At 70.2% G+C, this 19,409-nt stretch carries 16 protein-coding genes and 2 pseudogenes; 7 read left to right on the plus strand and 11 right to left on the minus strand.

All coding sequences use genetic code 11. From position 1 onward, the window contains the following. Window positions 1-21: 21 nt before the first annotated feature. From AB0D12_RS35740 to AB0D12_RS35780, 9 genes are all read right to left on the minus strand, one after another. Complete coding sequence (locus tag AB0D12_RS35740) at window positions 22-1,428, minus strand: cytochrome P450 (RefSeq protein ID WP_362692610.1); 1,407 nt, start codon at window positions 1,426-1,428, stop codon at window positions 22-24. Beyond that, complete coding sequence (locus tag AB0D12_RS35745) at window positions 1,425-2,402, minus strand: NAD(P)-dependent oxidoreductase (RefSeq protein WP_362692613.1); 978 nt, start codon at window positions 2,400-2,402, stop codon at window positions 1,425-1,427. Before AB0D12_RS35745 ends, AB0D12_RS35740 begins: the two co-directional genes overlap by 4 nt. Next, entirely contained in the window at window positions 2,402-3,298 is an 897-nt protein-coding gene (locus tag AB0D12_RS35750) for a hypothetical protein (RefSeq protein ID WP_362692616.1), read from the minus strand. Before AB0D12_RS35750 ends, AB0D12_RS35745 begins: the two co-directional genes overlap by 1 nt. Next, window positions 3,295-6,072 carry a PEP/pyruvate-binding domain-containing protein gene (locus AB0D12_RS35755; RefSeq protein WP_362692619.1) on the minus strand — a complete coding sequence of 926 codons (2,778 nt, stop codon included), beginning with the start codon at window positions 6,070-6,072 and terminating at the stop codon, window positions 3,295-3,297. The genes AB0D12_RS35750 and AB0D12_RS35755 overlap by 4 nt, the downstream gene beginning before the upstream one ends. 3 nt (window positions 6,073-6,075) lie before the next feature. Next, window positions 6,076-6,747, minus strand: coding sequence for an isoprenylcysteine carboxylmethyltransferase family protein (locus AB0D12_RS35760; RefSeq protein ID WP_362692623.1), 672 nt, complete (start codon window positions 6,745-6,747; stop codon window positions 6,076-6,078). Further along, entirely contained in the window at window positions 6,744-7,661 is a 918-nt protein-coding gene (locus tag AB0D12_RS35765; protein ID WP_362692626.1) for an AfsA-related hotdog domain-containing protein, read from the minus strand. Before AB0D12_RS35765 ends, AB0D12_RS35760 begins: the two co-directional genes overlap by 4 nt. Before the next feature lie 772 nt (window positions 7,662-8,433). Next, window positions 8,434-8,583, minus strand: coding sequence for a hypothetical protein (locus tag AB0D12_RS35770; RefSeq protein WP_362692711.1), 150 nt, complete (start codon window positions 8,581-8,583; stop codon window positions 8,434-8,436). A 226-nt stretch (window positions 8,584-8,809) separates the two neighbouring features. Beyond that, complete coding sequence (locus tag AB0D12_RS35775; RefSeq protein WP_362692629.1) at window positions 8,810-9,076, minus strand: hypothetical protein; 267 nt, start codon at window positions 9,074-9,076, stop codon at window positions 8,810-8,812. A gap of 71 nt (window positions 9,077-9,147) precedes the next feature. After that, a complete protein-coding gene (locus AB0D12_RS35780; protein WP_362692632.1) occupies window positions 9,148-10,053 on the minus strand; it encodes an EamA family transporter in 906 nt (301 codons plus the stop codon). Between the two features lie 83 nt (window positions 10,054-10,136). On the opposite strand from AB0D12_RS35780, the gene AB0D12_RS35785 reads away from it, so the two are divergent. Further along, complete coding sequence (locus AB0D12_RS35785; protein WP_362692635.1) at window positions 10,137-11,060, plus strand: LysR substrate-binding domain-containing protein; 924 nt, start codon at window positions 10,137-10,139, stop codon at window positions 11,058-11,060. 264 nt (window positions 11,061-11,324) lie between these two features. Here AB0D12_RS35785 and AB0D12_RS35790 read toward each other — a convergent pair whose 3' ends face one another. Beyond that, on the minus strand, window positions 11,325-12,686 hold the full coding sequence (locus AB0D12_RS35790) for an NAD(P)/FAD-dependent oxidoreductase (protein ID WP_362692638.1): 1,362 nt from the start codon (window positions 12,684-12,686) through the stop codon (window positions 11,325-11,327). Window positions 12,687-13,327: 641 nt separating this feature from the next. Here AB0D12_RS35790 and AB0D12_RS35795 point away from each other — a divergent pair. The 6 genes and pseudogenes from AB0D12_RS35795 to AB0D12_RS35820 all read left to right on the plus strand — a co-directional run. Next, a complete protein-coding gene (locus AB0D12_RS35795) occupies window positions 13,328-14,236 on the plus strand; it encodes a hypothetical protein (protein WP_362692641.1) in 909 nt (302 codons plus the stop codon). A 348-nt stretch (window positions 14,237-14,584) separates the two neighbouring features. After that, window positions 14,585-14,779, plus strand: a pseudogene (locus AB0D12_RS35800) (ATP-binding protein); the annotation flags it as partial. Window positions 14,780-15,231: 452 nt separating this feature from the next. Next, window positions 15,232-16,686, plus strand: coding sequence for a gamma-aminobutyraldehyde dehydrogenase (locus AB0D12_RS35805; protein ID WP_362692643.1), 1,455 nt, complete (start codon window positions 15,232-15,234; stop codon window positions 16,684-16,686). A gap of 524 nt (window positions 16,687-17,210) precedes the next feature. Next, window positions 17,211-17,612, plus strand: coding sequence for a DUF3662 domain-containing protein (locus tag AB0D12_RS35810; RefSeq protein WP_362692646.1), 402 nt, complete (start codon window positions 17,211-17,213; stop codon window positions 17,610-17,612). Between the two features lie 216 nt (window positions 17,613-17,828). Further along, a complete protein-coding gene (locus AB0D12_RS35815; protein ID WP_326654867.1) occupies window positions 17,829-18,056 on the plus strand; it encodes a DUF5133 domain-containing protein in 228 nt (75 codons plus the stop codon). Window positions 18,057-18,121: 65 nt separating this feature from the next. Beyond that, window positions 18,122-18,373 (plus strand): annotated as a pseudogene (locus tag AB0D12_RS35820) (oxidoreductase); the annotation flags it as partial. Between the two features lie 211 nt (window positions 18,374-18,584). On the opposite strand, the gene AB0D12_RS35825 reads toward AB0D12_RS35820, so the two are convergent. Continuing rightward, window positions 18,585-19,283, minus strand: a complete 699-nt coding sequence (locus AB0D12_RS35825) for a ribonuclease H (protein WP_362692649.1) — start codon at window positions 19,281-19,283, stop codon at window positions 18,585-18,587. Window positions 19,284-19,409: the final 126 nt, after the last annotated feature.

Below are 19,409 nucleotides of genomic sequence, written 5' to 3' on the forward strand. Positions count from 1 at the left end.
AGGAGGCGTCGGCTGACGTTGTCAGACCGTGCTCGGGCTTCTGTCGCCTTCCTGGGCGTAAGAATGCTCGCGTGGTAGGCAGCGCATGGGCAAGGCGGTGGGGTGGACGACCGCGCCGCGGGCGAGTTCGCGGATGCGGGGGCCCTGGGCCGGGTGGAGGCGCCAGCGGGCGGCGATGGTGGCGACTTGGATGACGGCCTGGGTGAGGGCGAAGACGTTGCCCGGGCACTGGCGGCTGCCCGCGCCGAAGGGGATGGATGCGCCCTTGGGTAGCTTCGCGGCGCGTTCGGGGAGCCACCGGTCCGGGTCGAAGGCGAGCGGGTCGGGGTACAACTCCGGCTGGTGGTGCAGGACGTACGGGCTGAACAGCACGGTGGCGCCGGCCGGGATGCGCACGTCGCCGAGGAGGACCTCGCCCGGGGAGAGCCGCAGGATGATCCAGGGCGCGTACCGGCGCAGCGCCTCCTGGACCACCCGCAGGGTGTAGGGGAGGCGCGGGATGTCCTCGAAGACCGCCGGGCGTCCGGAGAGGACCTCGTCGGTCTCCTGGTGGAGGCGGTGTTCGACGGTGGGGTTACGGGCCAGTTCGTGGAAGGTCCAGGCGAGGGTGGCGCCGGTGGTCTCGGTGCCCGCGACCAGCATGTTGACCAGCTGGTCGTGGACCTGGTCGTCGGTCAGCCGCTCCCCGGTCGCCTCGTCCTCGGCGAGCAGCAGGACGGACAGCAGGTCGCCGTGGTCGGTGCCGTCGGCGCGGGCGGCCTCCACCACGTGGCGGGTGGCCGAGCGCAGCCGCCGTACGGCCCGGTCGAAGCGGCGGTTGGCGGGGGTGGGCAGCCGTAGGAGGGCGTCGGGGAGCATGGCGCGGCGAGGGATCTCGTCCAGGATCAGCGGCAGTGAACGCTGCACCTCGATGATGGCGTCCGCGCCCAGGTCGGAGGAGAACAGGGCCCTGGCAACGGTGATGAGGGCGAGTTCGTTCATCTCCTCGTCGAAACGCAGGGTCCGGCCGGGCTGCCAGGCGATGGAGCGTTCAGCGGCGACAGCGGTCATGGCGGCGGCATAACGGGCGATCCGGGCTTTGTGGAAGGCGGGCTGCATCAGGCGGCGCAGCCTGCGGTGTTCGGCGCCGTCGGCGGTGCCGACCCCGGAGCCGAGCAGGGGGCGCACCTTCTCGATCAGCACCCCCTGGTCGAAGCGGCCGGCCTCGCCGACCAGCACGCTGCGGACCAGGTCCGCGTCGTTGACGACGTAGGCGGGCAGACCGCCGAGGCGGATGCGTACCACCGGGCCGGCGGCTGGTAGGGAGCAGAGGAAGTCCAGGGGGCGGCGCAGCAGCGCCGGACCGTGTCCGAGCAAGGGCAGCGCGCCGGGGGCCGCGGGGGCGCGGCGGGTGCTGGCGGTCTCGGTGGTGGTGGCGTTGGGGGTCACGGAGTCTCGGATTCCGACGGGCCGGCGGCCGCGGCCACCGACGGGGCGAGAGGGGCGAGACGGGCTCGGTACCAGGGCGCGGCGGCGGCGAAACGGGCGGCGAAGCCGCCGGGGGTGTGGCCGGTGCGCCGCCAGACGCCGTTGCTGTCGTAGTGGTGGTCCTGGCCGAACAAGGAGAGGTGGCGCAGTTCGCGGGGCCGGCCCGCGAGGATTTCACGGGCCTGGGCGTAGCCGATGTCGGCCTGGGGGCCAGGGACGCCGAGGTGTTGGGTGAGGGCCGCGGCGAGTTCCCGTACCGCGACCGGCTCGGGATGGTTGACGTGGAGGACCTCGCCGCCGGGCACGGGCGCCCAGTCGGCGCGGGCCAGCGCGGCGACCGCCGACGCCAGGTCCTCGACCGCGACCAGGGAGAGCCGGGCGCGACCACCGTCGACGGAGACCGGAAGCGCGGTCAGGGTACGGGCGAGCTGCGGGATCAGCCATCGGTCGCCGGCCCCGTACACAAACATCGGCCGCAGTACGACGCCTCCGGCCGCGCGGACCGCGCTTTCCCCCGCGAGCCGTGTCCGGCTCACGGCGGAGACCGGGGCGGGGACGAGGTCGTCCTCGGCGGCGCCGCGGTGCGGGCCTTCGCCGTAGACGGCGGCGGTGCTGAGGTGGACGATCCGCCGTACCCCGGCCCGGCGCGCCTCGGCGATCAGCGCGGCGGTGCCCCGGTCGTTGACCAGTTCGCAGGCTTGGGGGTCGTCCTCGTCCACGGTGCAGGCGAGGTGGACCAGGGTATCCACACCTTCGCAGAGTCCGCGCAGTGTGTCCGGGCGGGTGAGGTCGCCGGGGACGAGGCGGGCGCCGCTGTCCTCTTCCGGTGGCCGCTGATGGACCAGGAGGCGTAACTCCGCTGAACCACCCCGCAGTTGACGGTGGACGGCGCTGCCGACGAAGCCGGCGGCGCCGGTGATCAACACGGTCGTCATCAGATACCTCCGGGTTCGGCGGCCTGGATCAGCAGCGCCGAGGTGAGCAGGGCGAGCAGGAAGCCGACGACGAAGACCATCGCGGCGGGCACCGGCCAGGCAGGGGCACGGCCGCGCAGGAAGCGCAGTGCCGCGGTGCCGGGGAAAGCCAGCAGGACGCACGGCAGCAGTGCCCGGGGGTCGCGCAGCAGGGCCGTGGCCAGCACGGCGGCGAGGACGGCCCAGCCCAGCGCCACCAGGGCGCTGGGCACCGGGCCGATGACGCCGGAGTACATCCGGGAGCCGGGTTCGTTGTACCAGCGGGTCTTGCGGGCGAACTCGAAGTGCAGGAAGACGCAGGCGAAGACGAGCAGGAGCGGCAACGCCGTCCAACGGGCGGGGACGGGGGTGGAGTCGATGAGGGAGAGGTACACATACGCGCTCAGCAGCAGCTGTACGGGGTGGGTGACGGCGAGGTTGAGCAGGAGGCCGTCCCTGACCCGGGCCGACCGCCGTTCCAGCACCACCAGCAGCCAGGCGTAGCCGAGGTCGACGGCGAGCGGGAGGAGGGAGAGCGGGGACAGCGGCGCGTTGAGCGCGATGAGCAGTACGGCCACCCCGGCCATGGCGCCGCGCAGTTGGGCAACGGTGACCGTGCCCCGCACGAGGGGGCGGTCCGGGTTGTGTTCCCGGTCGTAGTCGAGGTCTTTCTGCTCGTCCACGACCCGCAGGTAGAACAGCACCAGTACGGCCGAGACGCAGCGTACGGCCGTGCCGGCGCCGGGGTGCCAGGGCGTGTGGGCGGTGGCCGCGGCGGCGGCCTCCAAAGACAGCACCCACAAGATGGCGTAGGTGACGTACACATGGGGCGTGAACACCTGCCCGGTGAACCGGGCGAGAGCGGCCGCCGTCCTCATCGGCCCGCCTCCCCGCCGTGGTCCGGGGCCGCCGCAGTGGGAGGCGGCGCCAGGATCTTGATGCGGCCGGTGGAACCGTCCATCTCGATCAGGGCGCCGTCGGGGATGGCGGTCGTGGCGCCGGCGACGGCTACCACCGTGGGGATGTTGAACTTGCGGCCGGTGATGGCGGTGTGCGAGAGCAGGGTGCCGCGTTCCACGATCAGGCCGTTCGCCCCCAGCATCAGGAAGAGCCAGCCGGGGTCGGTCTCCCGGGCCACCAGGATCAGGTCCTCGCAGGATTCGACGGGATGGTGCGGGTCGAGCACCACCCGCGCGGTGCCGCGGACCACTCCTCCGCTGGAGCCCAGGCCGGAGAGTTCTCCGTCGCCGTGCCGTTCGTACTGCGGCGCCGTGGCCGGGCCGTCGGGGAGCTGGTCGCGTACCGGGCCCAGGGTGCTGAAGCCGATCGGGAGGTCCGGCCCGGGCTGCTGGTACTCCGCCCGGCGCGCGTCCGCGAGGGCCTGGAGGCTGCCGCTGACCCCGCTGCCGTCGTACCAGCCGAACAGCTCGTCCTGGGTGAGGTGGACGGCGTCGACGGGGTCGCGCAACACGCCGCGCGCGTGGAGGTCCTCACCCAGCGAGGCGAAGATGGCCTTGCTGTAGCCGAACAGTTCGCTGCGGAAGTAGCGGGAGTTCTCCCGGTGGCCGATGCTGCGCCGCAGTGCGGCCAGCAGGCTGCGCAGCAGCCGCAGCCGGGGCGAGCGGGCGCCGAGCGCGGCCGTCAGGCGCTCCTCGGCGGCGGCGCGCACCTGGAGTTCGGCCGCGCGCAGTGCCGGCCCGTCGAGGGTGGTGGCGGCGTACTCGCCGGCCATCCGCAGCAGCACCCACGGTGTCTGCCGCAGATTGGGCTGCTCCATCTTGAGCTCCTGCAGGCCGCGGTCGCCGTACCGGTCGAGGTGTTCCAGCGCCGCCGCCCGGAAGGCCTGCCCGTAGACGCCGTCCCGTACGGCCTCCCAGAGGCGGGGGCCCGGATCCGGGTCCGCGCGGAGCGCGGCGGACAGCCGGGGGTCGCTGCGCACGGCGTCGGCCAGGCGCAGGACCGACATCACCGCCTCGCTGCTGCGATTGGACTCGTCCCCACAGAGCAAGTCGCTGAGCAGGCCGGGGCCTTCATGGGGCACCCATCGCTCCAGCAGTTTCCCGGTGATGCCCGCAGTGGTGCTGAGCACGGAGTCGTTGATCAGGGTGACGCCCCAGTGGTTGCCGGCCTGCCGCCACACCTCGCGGTGGTCCTGGATGCGTGCCAGCGGGTCAAGCGCGGACCAGTCGGCGCACCGGCGGTCGGCGATCAGTGCTTCCCACCAGATCTCGAAGGCGCTCATGGCGCTGCCATGACCGGCGATCAGCCGTACCACCCTGGCCATCGGCCGGGCGAGCCGCGCGGGGGAGGGGCGCGGTGCCGCCCCGGGCCCGCTGCCCTCGGCCAGGCCCATCATCGACTCCCAGGAGGCCCGGAAGAACGGGAAGACGGCGAGCTGTCCGTGCAGGCGGTACCAGGAGTCAAGGTCGTAGTGGATCCGGTTGCGGTGCAGCCCGATCATGCGCTCCAGGTACGGGTCGTTGTCGTGGAGGGTGCGGGCGGGCACGCCGAGCCTGCGGTAGAGGTCGTAGAAGATCGACCGGTAGAACTTCTGCGCGAAGGAGTAGGTCAGCGCCGTGGTGGGGCCGGGGAAGCTCTCGGTGATGTTGGCGTGGCTCCACAGCCGGCGCAGGGTCAGATCGATCGCCACCGGGCGGGACTGCACCAGGTGTACCTGGCCGTCGGCGGTGATGGCGCCCTCGATGTCCTGCGGGTGCCCGCCGAAGAGTTTCTGTACGGTGCGGCCCAGCCCGGCCAGTTCGCGCAGCTGTTGGTCCTCGAGTACGGGGGCGTTGCGCAGTTCCGGCGGTACGGGCTGCGGCACGGGTCCGGCGTCTGGGCTGTGCGGATCGGGGGCGAGGCGTTCGGGTTTGGCGGCGACGACGCGTTCCACCCGCTGCTCCGGGCCGCGCAGGAAGTAGTGGTCGACACCGACCTTCTCCTGCACCACGCCCTCGCCCAGGCCCAGTCCGGCCGCGATCACGGTGTCGGCGGCTCCGGTCCTGGGGTCGCAGGTGAACATCACGAAGGAGCGTTCCGCGGGCACCATCGTCTGGATGCCGACGGCGACCTCGATGCCGTCGCCCCCTTCTGCGCCGCTGGTGTCCAGGGGCAGGCCGCGGGCGTGCCGGTAGAGCAGGGCCTCCGCGTTGTGTCCCGAGGCCCAGCAGGCCCGGATCCGGTCCGTCACCGAGGGGCGGTGGACCTGGAGGAAGCTGTCGCTGAGTCCGGCGAAGGGGTCCTGGGCGGAGTCCTCGCCGTGGGCGCCTGCGGTGCAGGCGCGTACGGCGGCCGGTGCGTCGGGGCCGATCACCTGGTCGAAGGCGGCGAGTATCCGCTGCTCCAGGTCCGCCGACAGGGGTACCGCAGCGTACAGTTCGCGGATTCGCGCGGCGGTGGCTCGTACCGAGCCGGGCTCGGTGAAGTCCGCCGACCGCAGCAGGGCGTCGATCTGCGGGCGCAGCGGTTCGGTGACGCGGCGGTGCCATTCCACCGGCAGGACGAAGAAGGCGGGAACGGTCAGTCCGGCCTCACGCATCCGCGCGAGCCGGGCGAATTTGTGCCCGGAGTTCTCCGGGGTCATCCGGGCCTCGGCCAGCAGCGGTAAGAGGGCGCCGGCGGGGTGACGGGTGCGGTTTCGGGTCGTGGTCACGGGTCACCACACCGCCGGGATCAGCCGCTTGCGGTCCTGCGCGTACTCGGCGTATCCCCGCAGCTCCATCAGGGTCTGTTCCTCGGCGTGGATGCGCAGCACCACGGCGGGGAGCAGCAGAGCCAGCAGGGCGGCCACGCTCAGCGGATTGGCGAAGACACCGATGAAGCCGGCGTGCGCCAGCACCATGCCGCTGTACGCGGGGTGGCGCACCACCCGGTACGGGCCGCTGCGGACCACCTGGTGATCGCCGAGGGTACGCACCTTGTGCGAGTAGAAGCGGCCCAGTTGGCGGATCGCGGCCAGGCGCAGCGCGGCCCCGCAGACGAAGACGGCGGCCGAAAGCCACTGGAGCGGACCCCAGCTGTGCCACCAGGGGGCCACGAACACAGCGGTGCCGACGACAACGCCCCGGGCGGCTCCGTACCACTGCATGGTGCCGCGGTCATCGCCACCGCTGTCGCGCGGGGTGGCGCGAAAGGTGATCCGCAGTTCCAGGAGGGTCCACAGCAGGTAGAGGCCGATCAGCACGGCGTGGGCGCGGTGCAGGGGGTCGGACCATGGGCCGCACTCGCGGATCAGAGCCCAGCTGAGGGCGATCAGTCCGGCGGTGAACAGGGCGGGTGGGAAGAGGCTCTCGAGGCCGGTGTGGTTGGTGCGGTCGGGGTGGCTCATCGTGCGTCGCCCCCTGTCGTGCCGCGCAGCCTGCGGTACGCGGCCGGGGAGAGCGCGTGTCCGCTGAAGCCGGCCTCTCCGACCTCCCGGCCGCCTGCGCTGAACCTGACACGGACGTCGCCGCCGTGAACCGAGGGCAGTGTGTCGGCCCACAGTTGTACCGGCTCAGCGCGCCGTACGGTGCGGGCGGTGGAGGCCTTCATCGAGGCGACGACATAGCGGCGGTCGAACGCCACCTGGCGCGCTTCATGGCCCAGCAGGGTCACGAACTGGCGTGCCCCCTCAACCAGTTCGGTCAGAGAACGTAACTCCGTGCCGCGGCCCTGGCGGCCGCGCAAATGGTGGCCGAGGGGTGGGGAGAGCAGGTCGGCGCTGTATCCGCCGGGACCGTGGTCGCGGTAGCTCGCGAGCAGGACGTTCTCGGGGCGGTGCCGGTGGACCAGTTCTTGGGCGACCATGGCGGCCCGGTGGGGCGGGTCGTCCTCCGCCGCCCGCGGCGCGGGGAGCACCGAGGTGCGCGGGGGCTGCGCCGGGGCGGCGTAGACCCTGCCGTCGCACACCGTACGGCCCTGCTGGCGGCCGCTGACCCGCCAGCCTCCGGGGGTTCCGGGCAGGGCGCGCGCGATGAATTCCACCGGCAGGTCCTTCTCGGCGAAGCTGCCGAACTCCAGCTCCACGGTGCGGGTCTGCCAAGTGGGACGGGGGCCGACCGCCGTGGCGGCAGTGGTGGTGGCGATGTGTTCGACCAGTTCGGTCACCCCGTCGATGAGTAACCCCGCCGGCAAGTGGTCGAGCGGATGGTCGAAGAAGAAGGGGTGTTCATCGACGGTTCGCAGACGGGCGGTCCAGGTCTCCGTGGCGACTGTGCCACGGTGGCTGACGCGCTTGCCCGGCGGCGCTTGTATCACTGACATCGGACAACAACTCCGTTGTTCGGCCCGGTGATTCGAGACGATCGGGCGATTTCCCTCCATCGGACCAGGTATGTATTGCGCGCTGGATACAACGCTACTACCCGCCAGTAATATCTAGCGGAAGGCGGTTCGGCGGGAACGGATTCCAGTCATGATCCAATTGCGGCGTACGCGGGCCCGCCGATGGCCCGCTGCGTCGACGTGCGGCAGCGCGCGGGCCGTGCGCGGGAAGCCGGGCGGGGCATCCGGAAAGAGCCACGCGGCCCCGGCCGCCACGGCGCGGGTCTCTGGCGTCACCGCCCATGGCTGCCGGGGGTATATCGGTTCCAGGTGGCCCCGGCTTGGGGCGCCGGCCTGGTGACCGTGAGGCCGTCGTAATCGAGTGCATCGGCCACAACTGGGACGGGCGCAAGCCGCGGTGGACACCGGACCCCTGTGCTGTAAACCACCACGGCAGCGCCAGAGGCTCGCGATCCCTCGGCCACTTGGGCGAAGTGCTCAGGTCGGTGATGCAAGCCGTGAACCAGCACCACACCGGCCACTTCGCCCGTCTCCCCAAGTCAACTGCCAAGCGATCTCAGACCGCTGAGCAACGCCGCTGATCCACTTCTGAAACGCGCCAGGGGTTGGCGAAGATGATGCACTTCCAGGCACCGCGGGTGGTGGGGTTCACCCTGTCGCCGGCGCTGCGCCGATTACGACCGCGAAGCGCGGCCCTGACGAGGGCCGCGGCAGTCCGCTGCGGCGCCACAGCGGGCGCGCCGTGCGGAAATCAGCTGTACCCGTACGAGCGCACGCCGTTGAAGTTCATCGTCCGCTCAAGCTCCTGCTGCGTCTGCTCAGCCGTCCGGCGTGCTTCGGCCGGGACATCCCCCCGCTCGTCCACGAGCCTGGCGTAGATGGGGGCGTCTGATCGGTCCACGGGGCTCACGGTGGAAAGGTCCTTCCTTCGAACTGCGGTCGCGCTTCCCGCCGGCGGCCGGAGCGGGAGCAGAGTCTACGGACACCCCTGCGGAGGTAGCCGCCCCCCTCCCCCTGGAACGGACACCTTGGCGGTTCCGCCGCGCCGGAATGCCGCCGCCGCACGGGGCCCGTGGCGAAGCGAACAACACTCAGGCCGCTCAGCCACCTTGGGCATAGCAGGGTCTTCAGCGAATGTCGCCTTTCCAGTCCCAGCGTGTTGGATCGTCCGCCCGGGGTGCATACGTTGCCCGGCCCCCGGGGCCCAGCGAGGCGAGCTCGGATGGCAGCGCCGCCCCTTCAGCGAGCTCTCTCGGCGTCCAGCCGGTGACATCCAGCAACAGCCCGTCCAGCGGCCCGCCGACCAGCTCGCGATAGACATGCCCCGGCTGCGGTCCCTGATCGGGATCATCATGGTCGGCGCCGTAAACCCGGCCCCGCATCAACTCGTCCATGCCCCCACCATCCCAGTCCCCACTGACAGAGAGGCTGCGAGCGCGCGGGGAGCCGCAGCCGTCGCAAGGGTTCAGCGGCGTGACTCTGCCCGGGTGGCGCCGATGCCTGCGGTCACCACCAGTGCGGTTCCTGCGAGTTGCAGGACATCGGGTGTCTGCGCGATGAGGACCATGCCGGCGAGCAGGCTGACGGCCGGTTCGAGGCCGGCCAGCGTGCCGTAGGTCGTCTTGCCGATGCGCTGCAGCGCCTTCATCTCCAGCAGGAACGGCACGAGAGGCATGAGCACCGCGATGCCCGCTGCCGCGGCGGCGGTCTGCCAGGTCAGGGCCGCGACGGCTGCAGGCGCCCCGAAAGGTGCGGCGGCCAATGCGGCGACGCTGAGCGAGACCGCCAGTGCGTGCGGCGCGCTGAAACGGCTGCCGACGTGCGCCGTGCCGACGACGTAGAGCGCCCAGCAGGCCGCCGACCCCAGTCCGAAGAGGATGCCCGTCGAGCTCGTGGCGCCTGTCCAGGGCGCGGTGAGCAGCAGGACGCCTGTTGCGGCGACGGCGAGCCAGGCCAGTTCCCTGCTCCGTCGCGAGGCGACGACCGCGACGCTCAGGGGTCCGAGGAACTCGAGTGCGGTGGCCGTGCCCAGCGGAAGACGTGCGCTGGCCTCCGAGAAGAGCAGCATCATGGCGGCGCTGACGACGCCCAGCAGGGCGGTGGCCACAAGGTCGGCGCGGCGGGCCGCCCGCAGCGTCCGCCACAGGGACCTGCCGGTGAACGCGAGCAGGAAGATGCCGGCGAAGCTCAGGCGCAGCCAGGTGGTGCCGGCCGGGCCGAGCGCGGGGAACAGCTCGGTCGCCAGGGCGCTGCCCGTGTGCAGTACGGCCATGGCGATCAGGACCAGCACCGCCCCTGGCACACGGCGGGGTCCAAAAGGGTCGTTCGTACCCGTCGGGGTGGCAGTGGCGGGAGCGGCGGTAGCGGTCACGGTGCCATTGGACCGGGACTCGTCCATTTCTGTCCACGGGCCAATGGTGGATACACCAACCACCATAGGTGGACAATAGGAGGATGACGGCACCGGACACCGAACACTTCCTGGATCTGCGGCGGCTCAGCCTGCTGGTCGACCTGCAACGGCTGGGCACCATGGCCGCGGTCGCCGCGCACACCGGCTACGGAACGTCAGCCGTGTCCAAGCATCTCGGCGTACTGGAAAGCGAGGCGGGCGTGCCACTGCTCACCGCGGTCGGCCGACGGGTGCAGCTCACCCCGGCCGGTGAACGGCTCGTCGAACACGCTGTGGGAATTCTCGCCTCCGTCGAGCAGGCCCAGTCCGAGCTGCGCGGCACGGCCGACCCCGTCGGCCGGGTGCGGCTGGCGAGCTTCTTCACGGCCGTCGAGCCGGTGGTCCTGCCCGCCCTCGGACGACTGCGCGGCCGTTACCCGCGGATCGTGGTGGAGGTGCACGAACACGAACCGGAGCACACCGCGGAGCTGCTGCGCTCCGGCAGCATCGACCTGGGCATCGTGTACGACTACAGCCTGGTCCCCCGGACCCTGCCGCCGGAGCTGAGCGCTCAGCAGATCGATGAACAGCCCCTCTACCTCGCCGTCCCCGCCGACCACCCGGACGCCGCCCGGCCCGTCACCGTGCCCGAGCTCGCCCAGTTCGCCACCACCGGGTGGATCGCCAATTCCCGTGGCACGGACGACGACGAACTCGTCCAGCGCATCTGTGCCATCGCCGGATTCACTCCCCGCATCGCGCACCGCGTCGACAGCCTCCACCTCGTCAACAGCCTGGTCGCGGCGAACCTCGGCATCGCCCTGCTCGCCGAATCCGGCATCGAACGCCATCGCCCGGACGTCGCCTACCGCCGCCTGGACCCGCTGGCCGGCCGCCGCCGCACCTTCCTCCTCACGCGTACGGGTCAGGCCTCCTGGCCACCCATCGCCGCTCTGACGGCCATCATCACCGAGCAGGATGGATGAACCCCCTGATCCTTCTGATGCGTTGAGAGCGAGCGGAGAGAACCAGCCGGGTCGAGCTCCACCTCGCCGCGTTCCCGTGGCGGGACGCCGACCGGTCGACCTTGGAGCGGTGGAATTGCGCGTAAAGCCGCCGCCCCAGCCCCTGGGTCAGTGGCGACTGGTCGGCGCCGCCGATGCCGGCCGCGCGTATCCGCGGCGTCCGCCAACGACGGGCGCGGCGGTGTCGCAGCAAAGCGGCCGCCACCGCCTCGGCGCAGTCGGTCGTCAGGCCTGGGCTCGGAGGGCAGCGGTGTGCGCGCGGACCTGGTCGGGTGTCAAGTAGGCGTCGGTGTATTCGAAGTCGCGCAAGGTGGCCGGTTTCTGCGCCTGGAAGCCGGTCCGCACAAAATCGTCTCCTGCGACCGCGTTGAGCACCCAGTTGGTCAGCACACGGGTCTTGGCGACATTGGTCCTCAGTGCCATCCAGTGGTACCCGCGGGCCACCACCTGCGCGGGCAGGCCGTGCAGTTCGATGCCGAGGGGCTTGGAAACGGCGTCCTTGCCCCCGAGGTCAACCACCAGGCCAAGGTCCTTGTGTACGTACGGCATGAGCGACTGGCCGTGCATCGAGGCGATGATGTTGTCGGCGGCCTTCCGCCCTTGCCGCAGAGCGTGTTGCGCGGTGGGCGGACAGATCGCTCCGTCGTCCTTGGCCAGGTCCGGGACGGCTGCTGCGTCCCCGAGGGCGAAGGCACAGTCCGCACCGGGGACCGTCATCTCGGGCCGTACCACGAGCCGCCCACGGTCCGTCTCCTTGTCGAGAGTGCCGACCAGCGGGCTCGCGGCGACACCGGCAGTCCAGATGAGTGTGCGGCACGGCAGCACGCGGCCGTCGGTGAGCGTCACCTTTTCGGGCCCCGCTTCGGCGACGGACACCCCCAGCGAAACCTCGATCCCGCGCTTGCGAAGGATGTCCAGGGCCGCGAGTCCGAGCTTGTCGCCCAGTTCGGGCATCAGCTTGGGCGCGATATCGACCAAGTGCCATTTGATGTGCTCGGGGTTCAGGCGCGGGTAGCGCTTCACGGCGTGCTGGGTGAGGCGCTGAAGGCACGCGGCCGTTTCGGTGCCCGCGTAACCGCCGCCGACAACTACGAACTGGAGCCGGGATGTCCGCTCTGCCTCGTCCTGGCTGGCGTCTGCCAGATCGAGCTGAGCGATGACATGGTCGCGGATGTAGGCGGCCTCAGCGAGCGTCTTCACACCCCGCGCGTGCTCAACGAGCCCTGGGATGTCGAACGTCCTGGTGATACTGCCAGGAGCCAGCACGATGTAGTCGTAAGGCAGGTCGACCGTTTCACCTGTGATCTTGCGGACGACGCAGATCTTGTCCTTCGCGTCGACACCGATGGCGCCACCGGGGATGATGCGGGTCCGGCGCTTGCTGCTGCGGCGCAGCGAGACCGCGATGGACTGCGGCGTCAGCACGCCGGCGGCCACTTGAGGCAGCAGGGGCAGGTAGAGCTGGTAAGAAAATGGGGTGACCAGCGAGATTTCCGCCTCCGCCGGGGACAACTTGGGTTCCAGCCGACGCGCACATTCGATCCCGGCGAAGCCGGCTCCCACCACAAGAATCCTCGATCGTGCCACGGTGTCCGTCCTCTCGCTGCCCGACAGGTCGTGTAGTCGACTGCCCCGCCCTACCTGCCTTGCACAACCTTTTCCTCGCCAATCGCACGCCACTGCGCTTCGTACTGGCCGCGTCGCCCTGCTTGCGCCACGCCTTGTGGACTTCCGCCGCGCCTTCCCTGCTGCACACCACCTATCCCTCACCCGCACTGCGACTCGTGACCAAGACAGCGGCGGAGCTGATCGGGCGGCCTGCAGAACACGCTGGCGGTCGGGCTCGGCTACGGCTCAATGCCGCGCATGAACGCCTGGCCAGCGCCGTGGGCCTTGACCCAGCCAGGCCACGATGGGGCCGGCCACGCATAGCCGCCTTCGCTGAGCGGGTTGCGACCCTGCACATCGCGGTGGGTCTCGGGGCTGTCTCACATTCCCCCGCCGACCCCTCCGGAGCCGGTACGGCACCCAGAGGCGAACCTCAACCCGGAAACGTTCCGGTTGCTTCCGCAGTGCGCCCGCCCTCTGGACCCCGCTCGTCACCTGCTCACGTCCCGCGGCAGCCGGCCGCTCCTCAAACGTTCACCCATTTGGTCTGTACATGTCCGAACGGCCTGAGCAGACTGTGCGCCGACCCCCGCAGTTCGACGGAGCCAAGGAGCCCCCACATGAGATGGCAACGTTGTCAAGCCGCCCGAACCGCTTCTGCTTCCCGCCCCGTTGGCGCAGTCCGCACCGCCCTCACCGCTCTGGTCGCGGCTGTTGCCGCCGCTGCCCAGAGCACGGCACCCGCATCGGCGGCCGACACCTGGACGGAGGTGGGCTCGGACCGCGCGAACCCGCTGACCGAGAGCCAGGGCCTGACCTCGGTCGAGGTCCCCGCGAGAAGTCCCAACCGCTACACGGGAGTCGGCACGATCCCCTCCAGCGTCAGCAACCGCGGCTGGAACCACGTCGGCGACCCCGACGCCTCGTACAACGGCTACTACATCGAGCCCTTCCAGAGGGACTCCGGCAACTCCAAGATGTTCCGCGTCCAGGCACCCGGCGGTACCTGGTCGGAGTACGTCCACCAGCTCAGCGCGGGCGAGGCACTGAACAACTCATGGGTCGCCATCAACCCGAACGGGCAGTTCATGGTGGGCGGCGAGTGGGGCACGATGAGCCGTTTCATCGTCTACCCCACGCCCGGAGTCAACTCCGGGACCTCACCGGCGGTGAACCTGACGCAGTCCTCGACGGTCGTGCTCGACCGTCCCGTACGCGACATCCAGGGCTGCGACTTCTCGACCCCGACGACGCTCCTGTGCTCGTCTGACGACCCGGCGGGCACGCTCTTCGGCATGACCAAACCGCTGCTCCAGGTGGACCTGTCGGCTGAGCCGAACGGCTCGGCGGACGTCCGTGGCCATGTGACCGCCCTGCGCCAGCTCCCGCTGCGCAGTTCGTGCTCGGGCAGCTTCGAGGCCGAAGGCATCGACTACGACCGGCGGACGGGCACGCTGCGGGTGATCGTGCTGTCGCCGGGCTTCTGCGTGGCGACGGACAGCAAGACGTACCGATTCACGCGCAGTTGAGCCGGGGCCTCACGGGTGCGGCTGAACTGCTGCACCCGTGAGGAACCATTAGCCCGCACGGCCTGTCACGGCCCGGCCTGTGACTGAACGAGCCTGTGCCCGACCGGGCCTGTCACCGACCCGGGCTCATGAGCAGGCCCGCGGTGGTGCCGATGATGGAGCCGCCGTGCACGGGTGCGCTCTGCTACCACTGCTGTTCGCGGTCCTGCTGGGGCCGGTGATGGCAGCGGGCCGACGAAGCGGGGTTCGACCACGACCTCAGCGGGTTCCGCCGCGCCCATGCCCGCAGGCAGTCGGCGTGGTCCGCGCCGTGGCAACGAACCGCTCGACTTCACGCGCCAGGTCCAGGCCATCGCCTCCAACGAATCCTTTGGGGGCTGGACGCGGACCTTGGCCGGTCCCCGGCCCTGCGTGGCCATCGTCGACCGGCTCACCTTCGGCGGGAACATCATCCAGATCGGCACCGAATCGTTTCGGCTCGGCCGGACCAGGGCCCGGGTCGCCGAAGCCGGCGCCGCTGCGGGAGCAGTGCGAGAGCGATGAGAAGTACGAGGCATACGGCGGCGAGTTCCGCACGGTCCCAGCCAGGATTCACGAGATTCACGCGAACCTGATGACCACCAGGCTGGGCTTCGGCGATGTCACCGACACAGCGCAGGAAGATCCCCACGGCCTCTTCCAACAGAGCCGGGAACTGTGCAGATCATCCATCCCGGACCGGGATAGTGGATGAATCCACCATTTCTCGGCCGGTCGGACGCCGGTTAGCTTCTCAGGGCAGAGGGACCCGGCCGGGTCCCTCTGCCCAGCCGCTGTCCCCGGTGCAACGACGTGGAAGTCGCCAAGTCCACGCCCCGGCGCACCGGGCTCCCTCCCGGCACGACCGGAACGCAAATTCACGGCCGCCTCCGGGCCGCTGCGTCATCGCCACGTACCGGTCCGCCCGACCGTAGGTTCAACGGCCATCTGTACGCCCCAGCCATGAGGAGAGCCGCGTGAGTGACATCCGTACGCTGCGCAACTACATCAACGGTGAATTCGTCGACGCGCAGGACGGCCGCACTCTGCCGGTCGTCGATCCCACTACAGGCGAGGCATACGCCAGCTCTCCACTCTCGGGCGCGGCCGACGTGGACGCCGCCATGGCGGCCGCCGCGGACGCCTTCCCGGCGTGGCGGGACTCCACCCCGAGTACCCGCCAGACCCTGCTCCTGAAGATCGCGGACGCTGTGGAGGCCCGTGCCGACGAACTCGTCGAGGCCGAGTGCCGCAACACCGGCAAGCCCCGCCCCGTGACGCGCGACGAAGAAGTCGTCCCGATGGTCGACCAGATCCGCTTCTTCGCCGGCGCAGCCCGCATGCTCGAGGGCCGCTCGGCCGGCGAGTACGCGGAGGGCCTGACGTCGATCATCCGCCGCGAGCCGATCGGCGTCTGCGCGCAGGTCGCCCCCTGGAACTATCCGATGATGACGGCGGTGTGGAAGTTCGCCCCCGCCGTCGCCGCCGGCAACACCGTCGTACTCAAGCCCTCGGACACCACCCCTGCCTCGACGGTGCTGCTCGCCGAGATCGTCGGCGGCGTGGTGAAAGAGCTGGGGCTCCCGGCGGGCATTCTCAACGTCATCTGCGGCGACCGAGAGACCGGACAGCTGATGGTCGAGCACCCGGTCCCCGCCCTGGCCGCCATCACCGGCTCGGTACGCGCCGGCATCCAGGTGGCTGGGAGTGCCGCCAAGGACGTCAAGCGGGTTCACCTGGAGCTGGGCGGCAAAGCGCCCGTCGTCGTCTTCGACGACCTCGACAGTGCCGCCCTCGAGCGCGCCGTCGACTCCATCACCGTCGCGGGCTTCTTCAACGCCGGCCAGGACTGTACGGCGGCCACGCGTGTACTGGTGCACGAGTCGGCCCACGACGAGTTCGTCGCTCTGCTGGCGAAGGCCGCCGCGGACACCAGGACCGGCGGCATCGACGAGGACGGCGTCCTCTTCGGCCCCCTCAACAACGTGAACCAGCTCGCCCAGGTCTCCGGCTTCGTCGACCGCCTCCCCGCCCACGCGAAGGTCGAGGCCGGCGGCCACCGGGTCGGCGACAAGGGCTACTTCTACGCTCCGACCGTCGTTTCCGGCCTCAGGCAGGACGACGAGATCGTTCAGAACGAGGTCTTCGGCCCGGTCATCACAGTCCAGTCCTTCGCCGACGAGGACCAGGCGGTGGAGTGGGCGAACGGCGTCGAGTTCGCGCTGGCGTCCTCGGTGTGGACCAAGGACCACGCACGTGCGATGCGCATGTCCAAGCGGCTGGACTTCGGCTGCGTGTGGATCAACACGCATATGATCCTGGTTGCCGAGATGCCCCACGGCGGCTACAAGAAGTCGGGCTACGGCAAGGACCTTTCAGCGTACGGCTTCGAGGACTACACCCGCATCAAGCACGTCATGACTTCCCTCTGAACCCGGAGGGGCGATCCGGCAGACCGCGATGAACCGGCGGGTGCTGTTCGTGGAGGGCCTGCCCGACGCCGAAATCTCCAAGTGGGTCCTGCACGACGCCCCCTGGACGCCGGCCACCTTCCGTTGCTCCCCGCCGGGTCCGACCCCACCCCGCGGACCCGCGAGCAGTACCGCACGCTGCTGGTGGGCTCGGTGCTCGCTCGAGGATCCCGCCGAACCTGCTCCGGGCTGCCCCCCGCCGGCGCCGTCTGCCGGCGCAGATGGCCACCTTTATCTGCCGGCCCGGGACGTCGGCGGCTCTTCGCTCGCCGACCATGAAACCACGACAACGGTGCCGGGTCGGTCCTGCCCTCGGCGGACCAGCGGCGGCCGATGCCAGCGGGGTCGGAAGAGGTGAGGCCGCCGCACGCGATCAGCCCGCCGACGATGCTGCCCTTCCCGCAGTAGCCGGAGCCCCCAGCCGGCTCTCGTGCAGGCTGCGCCGTTTGGCGTGATCTAGGGATGTCGCGGGCACGCGAGGTGCCATGGGATCTCTCAAGCGGTGGGAACAGGTTCTTGAACGCTGGCAGGACGGCCTGATCGCGAGGGTCTTCCACAGCGAACCGGTCGAGATACTCGACAGGCTGCGGGGTGAATGCGACAACCACGCGGTGGTGTGCAGCGAGAGTCGCGTCGTGGTGCCGAACGCCTACGAGATCGAACTCGCCTCCGGCGTACACAAGGAGCTGGCGCGTCACACCCGACAGTTGGGACAGGTGCTCATGGACACTCTCGCGCGCCACGGCGAGATGAACGGCTACGAGTGGGCCGGACCACTGACAGTGCGCGTCACGACTGCAGCTCACCTGCCCAACGGCCGGTACCGCGTGTCCAGCCGCCCCATGCCCCACGTCCGCGCAGATGCGTTTCCTTCAGCAAGCGAGTGAGCGCAGCGCGGTCGAGGGCTCGCCCGTCCGACCGTCGAGTCCGTCCCCGTTCACCCACCAACCCGCTCTGCATCACAAGGCCCTGGTCCCGCCTCCTCGGGTTCCAGGAGTCGTTGCAAGACCATCGGCGGGCGGCGCATGGAGCTGCAAAGCCCGGGTAGCAGGTGCAGCGTCGGGGGCAGTTGGGCGTTTGTAGCGTAAACGAGGAGACCCGTCATGCTGTTGGCCCACCCTGTGGTCCTGAGGAATCTGATCGAGCAGTACCAGACGCTGAAGGTGCTGCACGCCGACGCCGGTAGCCCCGAGGTGCAGCAGCGGATGGATGACGTCGCCTATACCTTGTGCGTGTCCACCGGCACCCAGGACGTTGATGCGGCCCTCATCGCCGGCCGCTACCAACTGCCCGGCGCCCGCCCGGAAGATGACTCGGTACTCGCCGACTGATCCGTACCGCACGGTTGATGGCCGAGGGGACGCCTCGGTCCGCAGGACCAGCCGGTCCGACGAACAGCGGCTGGAAGACGCCCGAACAGGGCGCGGCCACACAGGCGTGGTCGGCGACCTCTCCGCAACTGGCGGGTACGGGTGGCGTGTACTGCGAAGGCTGCGACATCGCCGAGCCCGTCGCGAAGGGCACCGTCTTGGCCAGCGGAGTGAGCGCCTGGGCCATTGATCCGGAGCGGGCCGTGTGGCTCTGCCAGCTGTCAGCCGAACCTACCGGAGTCGATGCCTTCACCACGGCGACGGCCCGCCGCCCGTGAGAGCGGCAGGCCCATCAGCGGCGCTGTCGTACTGAAGGCCATGCTCAGGGGGCCGATTCGGCGGCCTCTCGGACAGCCTCGACCAGTCACTGACGACCACCCCGCGTCGGTCAACAACATCATTCCAATTGACCTCGAAGTCACGCCGGTTGATCCGATCCGGGCGGTAGCCCACGACAAAGAGTGCTCAGAGATTGCGGAGTACGGCAGGTCACCCGGCTTCGGCCGCTCGGCATTCTGGGTGCCCCCAGCCGTTTGGACTCTTTGCGATCAAGTCCTTCGCAGCGTACGGCTTCCCGCAGTGGCACCGGCCCGAGAACTTTGCACGGATGGTTCCTCCCGGGCGGGACGTGTGCGGCTTCCCGGTCTCCCTCTTTGTTGCAGTGCCGCTGCTGCGGGCTGCCTTCTGCTGAGGGCGCGTGGGGGCGGGCATCTGCTCGGTGCCGTATGAGGTGCCTGCAGCCTGCTGGGTCAGTGCGGTCTCGCTCGCCGCCTGGTCGGCGATCGCGTTGAGGTGGTCTCCGTCTTCCTGGTGGGCCGGGACGTAGCGGAAGTCCACGGTGCGGCCGGCCAGCAGTTCGTCGACCCGTACGACGAGGTCGCGGTTGGCGACAGGTTTGCCGGCCGCGGTTTTCCAGCCGTTTCGTTTCCATCCGGCGATCCATTTGGTCACGGCGTTCATCGCGTACTGCGAGTCCATACGCACCTCCAGTGGCACGGCTGGGTCGGTCGCCCCGAGCAACTCCAGCAACGCGGTCAGCTCGGCAACGTTGTTGGTGGCCTTGCCGAGTGGTCCGGCCTCCCACGACACGGGCTGACCTTGCGTGTCGGCCACGACCCATGCCCAGGCCGCAGGGCCCGGGTTTCCCTTCGATGCCCCGTCACACGCGGCAGTGATGCGATTAGCCATCCCTCGATCATGCCAGTGCCCGCCGCCCTCCAGAAAGCGTATGCGGGCTCCGACACCATGCAGACGCAGCGTGCAGCCCCACCTCCGCACATGAGGGCCGCCCCCCAGGGGGTGCGGCCCCTGTCA

Origin of the sequence: Streptomyces sp. NPDC048479 (assembly GCF_040651435.1) — a bacterium.
GTDB lineage: Bacteria > Actinomycetota > Actinomycetes > Streptomycetales > Streptomycetaceae > Streptomyces.

Coding starts and splice junctions, on each gene's coding strand:
- AB0D12_RS35760 (WP_362692623.1), bottom strand. CDS start 6,747: ATGAGCCACCCCGACCGCACCAACCACACCGGCCTCGAGAGCCTCTTC.
- AB0D12_RS35825 (WP_362692649.1), bottom strand. CDS start 19,283: ATGGCTAATCGCATCACTGCCGCGTGTGACGGGGCATCGAAGGGAAAC.
- AB0D12_RS35765 (WP_362692626.1), bottom strand. CDS start 7,661: ATGTCAGTGATACAAGCGCCGCCGGGCAAGCGCGTCAGCCACCGTGGC.
- AB0D12_RS35785 (WP_362692635.1), top strand. CDS start 10,137: ATGACGGCACCGGACACCGAACACTTCCTGGATCTGCGGCGGCTCAGC.
- AB0D12_RS35750 (WP_362692616.1), bottom strand. CDS start 3,298: ATGAGGACGGCGGCCGCTCTCGCCCGGTTCACCGGGCAGGTGTTCACG.
- AB0D12_RS35810 (WP_362692646.1), top strand. CDS start 17,211: ATGGGATCTCTCAAGCGGTGGGAACAGGTTCTTGAACGCTGGCAGGAC.
- AB0D12_RS35775 (WP_362692629.1), bottom strand. CDS start 9,076: ATGGACGAGTTGATGCGGGGCCGGGTTTACGGCGCCGACCATGATGAT.
- AB0D12_RS35815 (WP_326654867.1), top strand. CDS start 17,829: ATGCTGTTGGCCCACCCTGTGGTCCTGAGGAATCTGATCGAGCAGTAC.
- AB0D12_RS35795 (WP_362692641.1), top strand. CDS start 13,328: ATGAGATGGCAACGTTGTCAAGCCGCCCGAACCGCTTCTGCTTCCCGC.
- AB0D12_RS35745 (WP_362692613.1), bottom strand. CDS start 2,402: ATGACGACCGTGTTGATCACCGGCGCCGCCGGCTTCGTCGGCAGCGCC.